At 68.9% G+C, this 13,098-nt stretch carries 12 protein-coding genes; 2 read left to right on the forward strand and 10 right to left on the reverse strand.

What is annotated here, in order from left to right; translation table 11 throughout:
- Positions 1–8 precede the first annotated feature (8 nt).
- Together ABN401_RS04365 and ABN401_RS04370 are read right to left on the reverse strand one after the other, a co-directional pair.
- A complete protein-coding gene (locus ABN401_RS04365) occupies positions 9–473 on the reverse strand; it encodes a hypothetical protein (RefSeq protein WP_349683609.1) in 465 nt (154 codons plus the stop codon).
- Entirely contained in the window at positions 470–1,333 is an 864-nt protein-coding gene (locus ABN401_RS04370) for a M15 family metallopeptidase (RefSeq protein ID WP_349683610.1), read from the reverse strand. Before ABN401_RS04370 ends, ABN401_RS04365 begins: the two co-directional genes overlap by 4 nt.
- Before the next feature lie 124 nt (positions 1,334–1,457).
- Here ABN401_RS04370 and ABN401_RS04375 point away from each other — a divergent pair, with 124 nt between their 5' ends.
- Both ABN401_RS04375 and mazG read left to right on the forward strand, forming a co-directional pair.
- Complete coding sequence (locus ABN401_RS04375) at positions 1,458–2,816, forward strand: MFS transporter (RefSeq protein ID WP_349683611.1); 1,359 nt, start codon at positions 1,458–1,460, stop codon at positions 2,814–2,816.
- The gene (gene mazG, locus ABN401_RS04380) at positions 2,813–3,598 is read left to right on the forward strand and encodes a nucleoside triphosphate pyrophosphohydrolase (RefSeq protein WP_349683612.1); all 786 of its coding nucleotides are present in this window, start codon (positions 2,813–2,815) and stop codon (positions 3,596–3,598) included. Before ABN401_RS04375 ends, mazG begins: the two co-directional genes overlap by 4 nt.
- 23 nt (positions 3,599–3,621) lie before the next feature.
- Here mazG and ABN401_RS04385 read toward each other — a convergent pair whose 3' ends face one another.
- The 8 genes from ABN401_RS04385 to dusB form a co-directional block, all read right to left on the reverse strand.
- Complete coding sequence (locus tag ABN401_RS04385; RefSeq protein ID WP_349683613.1) at positions 3,622–4,170, reverse strand: hypothetical protein; 549 nt, start codon at positions 4,168–4,170, stop codon at positions 3,622–3,624.
- 68 nt (positions 4,171–4,238) lie between these two features.
- Positions 4,239–5,240, reverse strand: a complete 1,002-nt coding sequence (locus ABN401_RS04390; RefSeq protein WP_349683614.1) for a sensor histidine kinase — start codon at positions 5,238–5,240, stop codon at positions 4,239–4,241.
- 94 nt (positions 5,241–5,334) lie between these two features.
- Positions 5,335–6,651 (reverse strand): GTPase HflX, encoded by a 1,317-nt coding sequence (gene hflX, locus ABN401_RS04395; RefSeq protein WP_349683845.1) that lies wholly within the window; start codon positions 6,649–6,651, stop codon positions 5,335–5,337.
- Between the two features lie 193 nt (positions 6,652–6,844).
- Positions 6,845–7,090, reverse strand: a complete 246-nt coding sequence (gene hfq / locus ABN401_RS04400; RefSeq protein ID WP_349683615.1) for an RNA chaperone Hfq — start codon at positions 7,088–7,090, stop codon at positions 6,845–6,847.
- A gap of 399 nt (positions 7,091–7,489) precedes the next feature.
- A complete protein-coding gene (locus ABN401_RS04405) occupies positions 7,490–8,353 on the reverse strand; it encodes a D-amino-acid transaminase (RefSeq protein WP_349683616.1) in 864 nt (287 codons plus the stop codon).
- A complete protein-coding gene (ntrX, locus tag ABN401_RS04410) occupies positions 8,353–9,759 on the reverse strand; it encodes a nitrogen assimilation response regulator NtrX (protein ID WP_349683617.1) in 1,407 nt (468 codons plus the stop codon). Before ntrX ends, ABN401_RS04405 begins: the two co-directional genes overlap by 1 nt.
- Before the next feature lie 9 nt (positions 9,760–9,768).
- Positions 9,769–12,024, reverse strand: a complete 2,256-nt coding sequence (locus ABN401_RS04415) for a sensor histidine kinase NtrY-like (RefSeq protein ID WP_349683618.1) — start codon at positions 12,022–12,024, stop codon at positions 9,769–9,771.
- The gene (gene dusB, locus ABN401_RS04420) at positions 12,024–13,085 is read right to left on the reverse strand and encodes a tRNA dihydrouridine synthase DusB (protein WP_349683846.1); all 1,062 of its coding nucleotides are present in this window, start codon (positions 13,083–13,085) and stop codon (positions 12,024–12,026) included. The genes ABN401_RS04415 and dusB overlap by 1 nt, the downstream gene beginning before the upstream one ends.
- Positions 13,086–13,098 lie beyond the last annotated feature (13 nt).

Raw genomic sequence — 13,098 nt, forward strand, 5'->3', positions numbered from 1 at the left:
ACAAGGGGTCAGGCTGCGATATCTCGTCTGATCGGGCAGAGCTGACCATAGAAGTCGGCGTCATCCGGTGTGCGCTGACCCCTCGCGGCGCGGAAGCGGTGCTCTACCGCCATCGCCTGCTGCTCGATGTTCAACACCTCCCATCCACACCGGTTCACGGGATAGGCATAGGCGCGAGAACCGTCGCCGGCGCGCAACTTTCCGGTCAGCAGGTTGATCCCGCTCTGAGCCTGCCAGACGTGGACCATCTCGTGGATCAGGACGGCCTGGAGCGACAGCGGTGCGACGGTGAAATCGTCGGGCAACCCCCTGCCCGGCCAGCAGATCCAGCTTCGCCCGAACCAGACGCCGGGCACAAAGGCGCGGTCGAGCGGCCACGGCATGGACATGAGCCGGACCGTGTCCAAGTGCACGGCCCCGCCGAACTCGGACCGGATCAGGCGGCGCTCGCCCTCGGTCAGGGACCGGATCACTCCGAGATCAGGGTGGTGCCGTTCGGGTCGACCCACTCCCAATGCCAGGGCTCATACAGGTACGGCACAAAGCCGAAGCGGCCGGCGTTCTTCACCAGCCAGCGATAGGTCGCGCCCTGGGTCATGTGCAGTCGGCTGTCGGGGTTGGTGTTGTCCACGCCCATGTCGAACAGCTGACCGACATACAGATCGACGGCCGTGCCCGTGCGGTGGGCGGAGCAGACGGCGCGGCGCAGGCCGTCGCAGTTGCCCTGGGCGGCGCAGCGGGCGGCGTCGGCCTCGGGGTCGCGGAAGCCGGAGAAGATCTGCAGCAGCTCGCGGTCGGCGTCGATCTCGGGCACCTCGGCGCGGGCGGCGACGACCATGCGGCGATAGGCGTCCAGCACGTCGCGGCGAAGCAGCCGGGTCAGCCGATCGGCGTGCTCCTCCTCCTCGACCAGATAGCCCAGCATGCGCAGCGGCGGGGGGTTGGGGCATTCGTCGCGCAGGCGGGCCATGATGAAGGGCCGCCGTTCCTGGAGCACGCCGCGCAGCACCTCGAACGTCGCCGGGTCGAACACGCCGGTCGCCGGCAGGGCGTAACGAGCCTGAAACCGGGACAGCGCCTCGGCGAAGTCGGGCGAACCGGCCTGGCAGTCGGTGCCCAGCTCCTTCTGAAGCAAGGGCACATAGGTCACCCAGCCCCATTCGGGTCCGGCGAAGGGGGCCCATTCGAGGGTGTAGACGGAGACGGCGTTGGCCAGTCCGGCCCCGGCGAAAGCCCTTTCATGGACGTCGCACTGGGGCGTCCAGGCACCCTGAGCGTCCGCCCGGCCCGGCGTGAGCCAGACCAGGACCGTCGCCACGATGATCGCGAGCATCCCCAACCGCATGACCGCAGGAAGCCTGACCGTCGCGGCGCAAGCAAGGCCCCTCTTCCGCCGTCGTCAAAACTGGCATGGTCGCGGTCTTCGCCGACTCGCACCGGCACCTGCGGAACCGTGCATGACCGACGCTTCTCCTCCCGCGCCCGCCCGGCGATCCAACGCCACGCTGGCGGCCTTCGCGGCCAGTTGCCTGCCCTATGCGGCGCTGGGCCTGCCGGTCTACGTCACCCTGCCCGAGTTCTACGCCAGCCATGTGGGGGTCAGCCTGTCGGCGGTCAGCCTGATCTTCCTGATCGTGCGCCTGGCCGACATCGTGGTCGATCCGCTGCTGGGGGTCATCATCGATCGCACCTCGACCAAGTGGGGCCGGTATCGGGTGTGGATGGCCATTGGCGCGCCGATCCTGATGGGGTCGGTGGCCATGCTGTTCTTCGTGGGGCAAGGGGCCGGGGCGACGCACCTCGCGGTCTGGCTGGTGGTCATGTACCTGGGATACTCGATCAGCCTGCTCAGCCAGATGAGCTGGGCGGCGGTGCTGTCGAGCGACTATGACCAGCGGTCGCGAATCTACGGCTTCTGGCAGGTGGCGAACATCCTGGGGGTGCTGGCCGTGCTGCTGATCCCGGTGGGTGCCCAGGCGATGGGGTATTCCTACGTCGAGGCCGTGCGGATGCAGGGCGGGTTCATCGTCGGTCTGCTGCCGATCGCTCTGCTGGTCACCTTCCTGTTCACGCCGGAGCCGCGGAACGCGACGCCGCCGGCGCACGGGGGGCTGGGCGCGACCCTGGCCCTGATCGCCAAGCCGGTGCTGCGTCGGCTGCTGCTGTCGGACCTGCTGCTGGGAGCGGCGCGGGGGCTGATCGGGGTGCTGTTCTTCTACTTCTTCGAGCAGGCGCGGGGGTTCGAGCGGGACCAGACGTCGATCCTGCTGCTGGTCTATTTCGTGGCGGGGCTGGTCGGGGCACCGGTCTGGGCGTGGCTGGCGACGCGGATGGGCAAGCATCAGGCGCTGGCGGTGGCTTCCGTCTATTTCGCGGTCAGTTTCGGGGCGGCGACGCTGCTGGTTCCGGCGGGGAACTTCCCGGCGGCGGTTGCGGCCATCTTCGCCACCGGGCTGGCGTTCGGGGCGGCCGACCTGCTGCTGCGGGCCATGATGGCGGATGCGTCCGACGTCATCCGGCTGGAGGCCGACGCCGACCGGACGGGGCTGCTGTTCTCGATCCTGAACGCGACGTCCAAGCTGGGTTATGCCTTCTCCGTCGGGGCCTTTGCTGTGCTGGAGTGGATCGGCTTCGATCCGGAGCCCGGCGCGGTCAACGACCCCGGCGTGATCCTGGGGCTGCAGTGGCTGTTCATCGCCGCGCCGGTGGCGCTGCTGCTGATCTCGGCCGTGGTGCTGAGGCTCTATCCCCTGACGCCCGAGGCCCATGCCGAGGTCCGGGCCAAGCTGGCGGCGCGGGATGGAGCGTCCGCATGACCCCCGTCGACCGGCTGAAGGACATCATGGTCCGGCTGAGGGACCCGAACGGCGGCTGTCCGTGGGACGTGGAGCAGACCTTCGCCTCCATCGCCCCCTATACGATCGAGGAGGCCTATGAGGTCGCCGACGCCATCGAGCGGGGCGACATGACCGAGCTGAAAGGCGAGCTCGGCGACCTGTTGTTCCAGGTGATCTTTCACGCCCGGATGGCCGAGGAACAGGGCTTGTTCGCCTTCGACGACGTGGCCGAGGCGATGTCGGACAAGCTGATCCGGCGGCATCCGCACGTCTTCGGCGACGAGGACGCGCAGATCAGCGGCCCGGCCCAGAAGCTGCGCTGGGAGGACATCAAGGCGGCGGAGCGGGCAGCCAAGGCTCAGACGGGGGTGCTGGACGACGTGCCGGTGGGTCTGCCCGCTCTGCACCGGGCGGCGAAGCTGACCAAGCGGGCGGCGCGGGTCGGGTTCGACTGGCCGAGCACGGACGAGGTCTTCGACAAGCTGGACGAGGAGGTCGCCGAGCTGAGGGCCGAGATCGCGGCGGGCGACCTGGACAAGGCCCGCGAAGAGATGGGCGACCTGCTGTTCGTGGTGGCCAACCTCGCGCGGAAGCTGGGGGTGGAGCCGGAGGATGCCCTGCGCGGGGCGAACGCCAAATTCGTGCGGCGGTTCGGTTTCATCGAGGCGGAGCTGGCCAGGGAGGGGCGGACGCCGGAGCAGTCGGACCTGGCCGAGATGGACGCCCTGTGGGACGCGGCGAAGGTGGTGGAGCGGCGATGATCCCTCTCCCTATGGGAGAGGGGTCAGGGGCCGGGATTGGACTCGGACGACACCGAGTCCATCGAGTGCAATTCATAAGATGCGGACTCCGGTTGCGGTGTTATAACGTTGAATTCCAACGACTCATCGTCTTCCCCTGTCCCCAGCCTCAGCGGTTCCCGTCTGGACTCCAGCAACGGCGGCTTCACGTCCGGCAGCTCGGCCATGACCTCCGAGCGGGCTCGGTCGGCGAGGCGGTCGTAGACGCGCATCCAGGTCGAGGCCTCGGCGGCGCGGCCCGAGCCCAGGGCGCGGCGGATGTTGAGGAAGGCCTGGTCGGCGAGGTCGGCGAAGCTGACCTGGTCGTCGGGATGGTATTCGCCGAACTCGGGCGGGACCTCGCACGTCGGCTGATCCACGCGCCGCCAGCCCCCAACCCGGGCGTGGGCCCGAAACGAGCTGAGCGACATGCCATACCGCTGGCAGATCGTCGTCGCCTTCACGCCGGCGAGATACTCTCGCCGCGCATGGGCCCACATGTCGCCGCCGTGGTCGCCGTGGGCGGGTGCGTTGAAGTCGGTGTCATAGGTCATGCCGGGAGTGTGGCACGCCGGTGCGTCAGAATCGGACGTAGGGTATCGCCGAATTGCGAAAGCTGGGCCTACCTCGCCACCCGCTCCTTGTTCATGAGCAGCCGGACCACCAGCCCCTGTGGGGCCCAGTCGCGTTCAATGGAGCCTTGCAGCTGTCGCGACATGGCGCGGGCGACCATCTTGCTGCCGAAGCCGCCGGGGCCCTCGGGCGGCGTGACGGTGGGGCCGCCCTGTTCGGTCCAGTGGATGACCAATTCGGTGTCGTGAGCCGAGCAAGAGACGTCCAGCGTGCCTGCCTCGGTCGAGAGGGCACCGTATTTCAGGGAGTTGGTGGCCAGCTCGTGGACGACCAGGGCGAGGGTGTTGGCCGCCTGTTCGCCCACGCCCATACGCGGCACCGAGACGCGGATGCGGCCGCTGAAGGCGCCGAGGTCGTCGTAGGGGGCGAGCAGGACCGACAGGAGGTCGCCCAGCAGCGCCGCCTTGCCCTCCTCGCCCGGCAGGGGGCGGACCATGTCGTGGGCGCGGCCCAGAGCGGTCAGGCGCTGGGTCAGCTCGCGCGCCATGTCGGTGGTGGTTTCGACAGAGCGAGAGGTGATGGCGGTCAGGCCCGAGGCGATGGCCAGGAGGTTCTTGACCCGGTGGCTCATCTCGCCGGCCAGGAGCTCGTGACCCTCCTCGGCCTGTTTGCGGCCCGTCACGTCGATGAAGATGCCGAACATCTTGCGGCTGGACATGCCGAGGTCGTCGCCCTGGCCCCGGGCGGAAATCCAGCGGACGTCGTCGCCGACCAGGATACGAAAGTCGATCTCATAGGGACCGATGACGGCGCGGGTGGCGGCGAAGGCAGCGCGCACCCGATCCCGGTCCTTGGGGTGGATGTTGGCCGACAGGTCCTCGAAGGTCACGCTGGGGCGGAACTCCATGCCCCAGAGGGAGAAGGCGGCCTCGTCCATGGCGAAGGTGTCGTCGTCGACGTTCCAGGACCACAGGGCGACGCCCGCGGCCTGAAGCCCACGTTGCAGGTCGCGCGCGTCCCACGACGGGGCGCTCTCTTGCGTATTCGACATGGTTCAGGCCCCGCCCCTTGCGCCTCGCCAGACGGCGTGACCGCTGTTGAACGCGCGAGACCGCCCGATGGGCCCGTCCGGCGGCGTTTATTGTTCAGCTTGTCGTGAACCTCTGCTCGAACCGCCCCATCGCCTGGGGGTCCAGCCGGACCGTCAACCGCATCCGACCCTCCCCGTCCGTCTCGCGGCCCGTGACGCGGCCGTGCTCGTATAGCCAGGCGAGAGCCTCGCCTTGGGAGGGCTCCAGCGTGAGCTCGGTCTCCGGATCGTCGTCGATGCGGTCGGCGATGGCGTGGCGCAGGGGTTCGATGCCGTCGCCGGTCCAGGCGGAGACGGCCACGGCGTCGGTTTTGGCCCGGGCGGCCTGGCCCTCGACGGCCTCGCGGGCCTCGGGGTCGAGCAGGTCGATCTTGTTCCAGACCTCCAGGATGCGGCGCTCCCTGGCCACCCCGTTGGCGTCGACGGCCTGGTCGATCTGTTTCAGCACCGTCTCGACGTCCTGGGACTGGGCGACGGTGTCGGGCGAGGCGATGTCGCGGACGTGCAGGATCAGATCGGCCTCGCCCACCTCTTCCAGGGTCGCGCGGAAGCTCTCGACCAGTTCGTGCGGCAGGTCGGAGATGAAGCCGACGGTGTCGGCGATGATGGCGGGGCGGCCGGCCGGCAGGCGGATGGTGCGCTGGGTGGTGTCCAGGGTGGCGAACAGCAGGTCCTTGGCCATGACCTCCGATCCCGTCAGCCGGTTGAACAGGGTCGACTTGCCGGCATTGGTGTAGCCGACCAGGGCGACGGTCGGGAACGGAGCCTTCTGGCGTTGCTTCCTGTGCAGGCCGCGCGTGCGGCGGACCTCCTCCAGCTCGGACTTCAGCTTGACGATGCGGTCGGCGATCAGGCGGCGGTCGAGCTCGATCTGGGTCTCACCGGGGCCGCCGGTTGAGCCGGTGCCGCCGCGCTGGCGCTCCAGGTGGGTCCAGGTGCGGACGAGGCGCGATTTCTCGTAGTCGAGGCGGGCCAGTTCGACCTGCAGCCGGCCCTCCTTGGTGCGGGCGCGACGGCCGAAGATTTCCAGGATCAGGCCGGTGCGGTCGATGACCTTGCAGTCCCAGGCCTTTTCCAGATTGCGCTGCTGGACCGGGGTCAGGGTGTCGTCGATGACGGCGGCCTCGGCCTCGGCGGCGCGGATCAGGGCGGCGAGCTCCTCGACCTTGCCCGTGCCGAACAGGGTGGCGGGGGTGGTCTTGCGCAGACGCACGACCTCTTCGGCCGCCACGTCGAGATCGAGCGCGCGGGCGAGACCGGCGGCTTCTTCCAGACGGTCGGTGGCGGAGCGAGAGGAGCGCTCGCCGAAATCGGGATGGATGACGATCGCCCGGATCAGCGGGACGGAATGGTCGATGAGTTTGGAGGTCAGGTAGGGGCTCTTGGGGTGGAGGTGGGGTCGCCATCAATATAGGTGCGCACCCCTGCCCGTGCACCCCGGCGAAGGCCGGGGTCCAGATCAAGAGCCGGGGTGGCAGGGATTGAGACGCGGCTCCTATGCCGCACGTCTGAGTTCGCCATCTGGACCCCGGCCTTCGCCGGGGTGAACGGATGAGGAGTGAGCCTCAATCCTCGTCGGCGTCCGGCTCGTACAGCTGCACGGGGGCGGACGGCATGATGGTGGAGATGGCGTGCTTGTAGACCAGCTGGGCCTGGCCGTCGCGGCGGAGCAGCACACAGAAGTTGTCGAACCAGGTCACGATGCCCTGCAGCTTGACCCCGTTGACCAGGAAGATGGTCAGGGGGGTCTTGGTCTTGCGGACCGAGTTGAGGAAGGTGTCCTGAAGGTTCTGACGCTTGTCTTGCGACATGGCAGGTTTGTCCTGTTCTTGATTGTTCGCCGCGCGTGGGGAGACGCGCGGGGCCAGTTGGATCTGGCGAGCTAGCGTAGACGACGGATCGTCATGGCCGCAACCGGGTATGAGCTTGATGGCCTGTATCGGAGGCGTGGAACGAGCAGAGGTTCATCACGGCGAGCACAGCGAATGCACGGAGGACACAGCGAGACCGAGCTGTGGTTAGAATCGCCGATCGCTCAACTCCGGCAGACAGCACGAATGAAGGGCGGCTTCGCCGCCAATCCTTTTTCCGGGGCAGGATCGTGACGAGACCGGTCCATGACGGAAACCTCGGCTCGGTCCCGCCGTGTCCTCCGTGCATTCGCTGTGCTCGCCGTGACGAAACCTTTATCGGGCCGACCTCGATGACGCCTAAACGGCGTCTCGCCGCGCCGCTTCAAGATAGCGCTCGCGCAGGCGGGTCGCGATCGGGCCCGGTTTGCCGTCGCCGATCTTGACCCCGTCGATCGAGACGGCGGGCATGACGAAGGCGCCGGCGGCGGTGAAGAAGGCCTCCCTCGCCTGCTTGGCCTCGTCGACGCTGAAGGGGCGTTCGTCCAGCTCGATGCCCTCGGCCTCGATCATCTCCATGATGGCGGTGCGGGTAATGCCTTTCAGGATATTGGCCTGGGTGTCGCGGGTGCGTAAGCGACCGTCCTTGTCGACGATCCAGGCATTGGTCGAGGAGCCCTCGGTGACCAGGCCCATCTCGTCGACCATCCAGGCCTCATAGGCGCCCTTGTCGCGGGCGGCCTGCTTGGCCAGGACATTGGGCAGCAGGCCCACGGTCTTGATGTCGCAGCGACCCCAGCGGATGTCGGGGTGGGTGACGACGGCCACGCCCTTGGCCGCCTGGGCCTGGGCCTTGGCGAAGGGAGCGGCGCGCGAGGTCACGACGACGCTGGGGGGGGTGCCTTCGGCCGGAAACGGGTGGTCGCGCCGGGCGGTGCCGCGCGTGACCTGCAGATAGACGATGCCATTCCGGACGCGGTTGCGGCGGATGGTTTCCTTCAGCACCCGGGTCAGGGCCTCGCGCGACATGGGGATGTCGATGCGCAGCTCGGTCAGGCTGCGGTGCAGGCGGGTCATGTGGCCGTCGAAATCGGCCATCCTGCCGTCGAACACCGACCAGACCTCATAGACGCCGTCGGCGAACTGGAAGCCCCGGTCCTCGACGTGGATCGTCGCCTCGGCATGCCGCTGATAGACGCCGTTCACATAGGCCACGCGCGACATCAGTCGATGCTCCCTTCCTCGTCGTCGCCGCCCCGGGAGGGCGACACGCCCAGCGACTTCAGCTTGCGGTGAAGGGCCGATCTCTCCATGCCGATGAAAGCGGCCGTGCGCGAGATGTTTCCGCCGAAACGCATGATCTGGGCGGCCAGATACTCACGCTCGAACACCTCACGGGCCTCGCGCAGCGGCAGGGCGATGGTCCGTTCGGTACCCATGCCGGAGCCGCCCGTCGCTGCGACCTCCTGAGGCAGCATGTCGGCCGAGATGGGCTGGTCCAGATCGCCGGTCGCCAGGATCAGCAGGCGTTCGACGTTATTGCGCAACTGGCGGACGTTGCCCGGCCAGGGATGGACCTGGAGCACCGCGATGGCGTCTTCGCCCAGGCGACGCTTGGGCAGGCCCTGCGAGGCGCTGAGCGTCTCGATGAAATAGTCGACCAGTTCGGCGATGTCCTCGCGACGCTCCGACAGGGGCGGCACGCGGATCGGCACGACGTTCAGCCGATGGAACAGGTCCTCGCGGAACCGGCCCTCGGTGATTTCGGTCTTGAGGTCGCGCGAGGTGGAGGTGACGACGCGGACGTCGACCTGGACGTCCTGTTCGCCACCGACGCGGCGGAACCGCTGTTCGACCAGAACGCGCAGGATGCGGCTCTGGCTCTCGCGCGGCATGTCGCCGACGTCGTCCAGATACAGGGTGCCGCCGTGGGCGCGTTCGAAGACGCCGATCTTGCGCGGCCGGCCGTCATGGCTCTCCTCGCCGAACAGTTCGAGGTCGAGGCGCTCGGGGGTCATGCCGGCGGCGGAGATGGCGACGAACTCGGCGCGCGCGCGGGGGCTGGCCTCGTGGATCTGGCGGGCCACCAGCTCCTTGCCGCAGCCGGGGGGGCCCGAGATCAGGACGCGGCTGTTGGCCGGGGCGACCTTCTGGATGGTGGTGCGCAGGACATGGGCGGCGGCCGAGCGACCGATCAGGCCGGTCGGCGTCATGGCTTGGGCGCGCAGGCGGCGGTTCTCGCGCTTCAGGGACGCGGCTTCGAGGGCGCGCTCGATGACCACCACCAGTCGGTCGGACTTGAACGGCTTCTCGATGAAGTCGTAGGCCCCGCGCTTCAGGGCGCTGACGGCCGTTTCGATGTTGCCGTGACCGGAGATCATGACCACGGGCAGGTCCGCGTCCAGCGTCTTGATGATGTCGAGCAGCTCCAGCCCGTCCATGCCGCCGCCCTGCATCCAGATGTCGAGCACGATCAGGCTGGGCTTCCGGGCACGGATGCCGGCCAGGGCCTCTTCGGAGCTGGAGGCCACGCGGACGGAATGGCCCTCGTCCTCGAGCAGGCCCGAGACCAGGTCCCGGATGTCGGCCTCGTCGTCGACGACCAGGATGTCTGCACCGTTGGATCGCATGTCGCCTCGCTATTCGGCCGCCGCAAGACCGGTGCCCTTGGGCTCGGTCTGACCGGTTCGGACAGGGGGTGTCAGGGGGAAGATCAGGCACACGCGTGCGCCCGACAGGGTCTCGGCGTCGGCGAGCCTGAGTTCGCCGCCGTGGTCCTCGCAGATGCGCTTGACGATGGCGAGGCCGAGGCCCGTGCCCTTCTCGCGCGTGGTCACATAGGGTTCGGTCAGGCGGTCGCGATCGCGCGTCGGCAGGCCCTTGCCGTCGTCCTCGATGATGAAGGTCGCGACCCCGTCCTCCACCTCGAGCCGGGCGATGATGGCGACCTGTTCGGCCTCGGCGGGATGGGTCAGCCGGCGCGCGGCGACGGCCTCGCCGGCGTTCTTGAGGATGTTGGCGAGGGCCTGGCCCAGCATGCGGCCGTCAGCCTTCATCTTGGCCTTGGGCAGGGGCTCGACCAGGTCGACGGCGATGTCGGGTGCCGCCACGCGCTGGGCGAAAACCGCCTCGCGCAGCAGTTCGGCCGGGTTCTCGTTGGTGAAGCGCGGGGCGGGCATACGGGCGAAGGACGAGAACTCGTCCACCATCCGGCCGATGTCGCCGACCTGGCGGATGATGGTGTCGGTGCAGCGGTCGAAGATCTCGAGATCCTCGGTGATGCCGGGGCGGAACTTGCGCTTGAGCCGCTCGGCGGACAGCTGGATCGGCGTCAGCGGGTTCTTGATCTCGTGGGCGATGCGGCGGGCGACGTCGCGCCAGGCGGCGTTCCTCTGGGCCGTGACCAGCCGGGTGATGTCGTCGAAAGTCAGCACCATCTCGCCGCCGACGCCGCCCTCGATGCGGACGCGCAGTCGCCGGGTCTCGCCCTCGCGGGCCACGTCGATGTCCTCCTCGATATGGGCCTCGACCCGACCGACGAGTTCGCCGAGTTCGGGGGCGATCGTTGCCAGCGCCTTGCCCCGCACCTCGACCTCGGAGATCGACAAGAGCTGTAGCGCGCTGTCGTTGATGGCCGAGATGCGGCCGCGCTTGTCCAGGCCGATGACACCGGCGCTGACGCCCGACAGCACGGTCTCGATGAAGCGGCTGCGGTCCTGGGCGTCCTCGCTGGCGGTCTTCAGGGCGGCCTGCTGGGTCTCGAGATCGCCGGTCATGCGGTTGAAGGCCTCGGACAGGGTGCGGATCTCGCCCGGCGCGCCCTGCGGATCGACCCGGGCCGACAGGTCCCCGCCGGCGACCTGATCCGCCGCCTTCACCAGACGACCGATCGGGGCCGAGATGGCGCTGGCCGCCGACATGCCCAGCCAGACCGCGCCGACCAGCACCAGCAGCGCCGTCTCCAGATAACTGAGGGCGAAGGCCGCCTGGATGCGGGCGCGGCTCTCCTCGGCGAGGCGATAGGCCTGGATCGACTCCTCGCCGTTGCGCATCCGGGCGATGATGCCGGGGGCGAGCGGACGGACGACGTAGAGGTAGGCGTCGCCGTATTCCGGCAGGGGATAAAGCGCCCGCACCGTATCGGGCCGCTCGGTCACGGCGACGGGGGCCTCCTCCCCTTCCGCCGCCGTCTCGAACGCCTCGCGCGGGGGGGCGACATAGGCGGGGGCGCCGTCCATGACGCCCTGGGCCAGGACCTCGCCCTCGCCGTTCAGGATGTAGACGGCCGGATAGCCGAAATAGCCGGCGATCTGTTCAAGCGCCTGAGAGAACTGGATGCGGGTGTCGAAGGCACCGCGGATGCCGCCGAGTTCGGTCGCCATGGTCTCCAGGTCCGCGTCCAGACCCGCGCCGACGTCGGCGACATAGGCGCGGCCGATGTCGGCTCCGTTCTCGACCGCCGAGCGGACGTTCTGGCTGAACCACTGATCCACGCCCCGATTGACCAGGACCCCGAACACCAGGGCGATGACGACCGCAGGGACCAGGGCGACCAGGGAGAAGATGGTCACGAACCGCAGGTGCAGCCGCGCGCCCGGGTCCTCTCGCCGCCGCCGGGCCAGCCGCATGACCTGAAGGCCCACGAAGGTCGCGAGGCCGCCGATGAGGAGGAGATTGGCCAGCAGGATGGCCAGGACCGCGCGGCTGGCCGCGGCCTGCCCTCCGCCTCCACCCGCCCCCGGCGCGACCGCGACGATCCAGATGGCGGCGGCGGTGATCAGGAAGGCGACGACATAGGCCGCCACGAAGCCGGCCCGCGCATGGCCCGCCGTCAGCCGATCCCACAGCGAAGGGATCGTCTCCGTGTCTTTTCGGGCGGTTGCTGTGTCCGACATCACCCCACAGCTTCGGCGACCTGTGGCGTTTTATCAACAGCAGAGTTGCGCAAATGCCCTAGGTCTGGAGTCGGCAGGTCCCAGAGGCGGGCCAGGCCATCGGCCACCGACGCCGGGGCGTCGAGGCGGCACAGGGCGCTCTTGGCTGCGCGACGCGCCTCGGGCTCGGCGGGCCAGGGGGCCTGTTCGACGTACCAACCCAGATGTTTGCGGAACATTCGAAGGCCAAGGCCGGGTCCGTAGAAGTCGAGCGACGCGGCCATATGCTCGATCACGATGGCCAGACGTTCGGCGCGGTCAGGCTCCTCCAGCCGTGTCCCGTCCCGCAGGGCCCGTTCCAGATGCGCGGCCAGCCAGGGTCGGCCATAGACGCCGCGCCCCAGCATCAGAGCGTCGGCCCCGGATCGGTCCAGGGCCTCGCGCGCCTCCTCCGCCGTGACGATATCGCCGTTGACGATCACGGGGATGGCGACGGCCGCCTTGACCGCGCCGACGGCGGACCAGTCCGCGCGTCCGGTGTAGAACTGCTGGCGGGTGCGGCCGTGGACGGTGACAGCCCGCACGCCGAGCGCCTCTGCCTGTCGGGCCAGGTCGGCGGCGTTCCTGCTGGTGTCGTCCCAGCCAAGCCGCATCTTGACCGTGACGGGTCGGGTCGTGGCCCGCACGACGGCGTCCATGATCCGCCCGGCCAGGTCCGGCGTCCGCATCAGGGCCGAACCGGAGGCGGCCCCGGTCACCTCCTTGGCCGGACAGCCGAAGTTCAGATCGACGATATCGGCCCCGGCCGCCTCGGCCATGCGCGCGCCCTCGGCCATCGCCGCCGGGTCGCGACCGACCAGCTGGATGACAGTCAGGGGCAGGCCCTCGCCCACCGCCGCCCGGCGGACCACGTCGGGACGGCCCCGGGCGAACTCCGCCGAGGCCACCATCTCGGTCGCCACATAGGCCGCGCCCAGACGGCTGGCGAGCCGGCGAAACGGCAGGTCGGTGACGCCGGTCATGGGCGCCATCAGCACCCTGCCGGGGATCGTCACATCACCGATCTGGAGATTGTGGGTCATCGTGTCCGTCAGC

It is taken from the genome of Brevundimonas aurifodinae (assembly GCF_040195595.1).
In the GTDB taxonomy this organism is placed as follows: Bacteria; Pseudomonadota; Alphaproteobacteria; order Caulobacterales; family Caulobacteraceae; genus Brevundimonas; species Brevundimonas aurifodinae.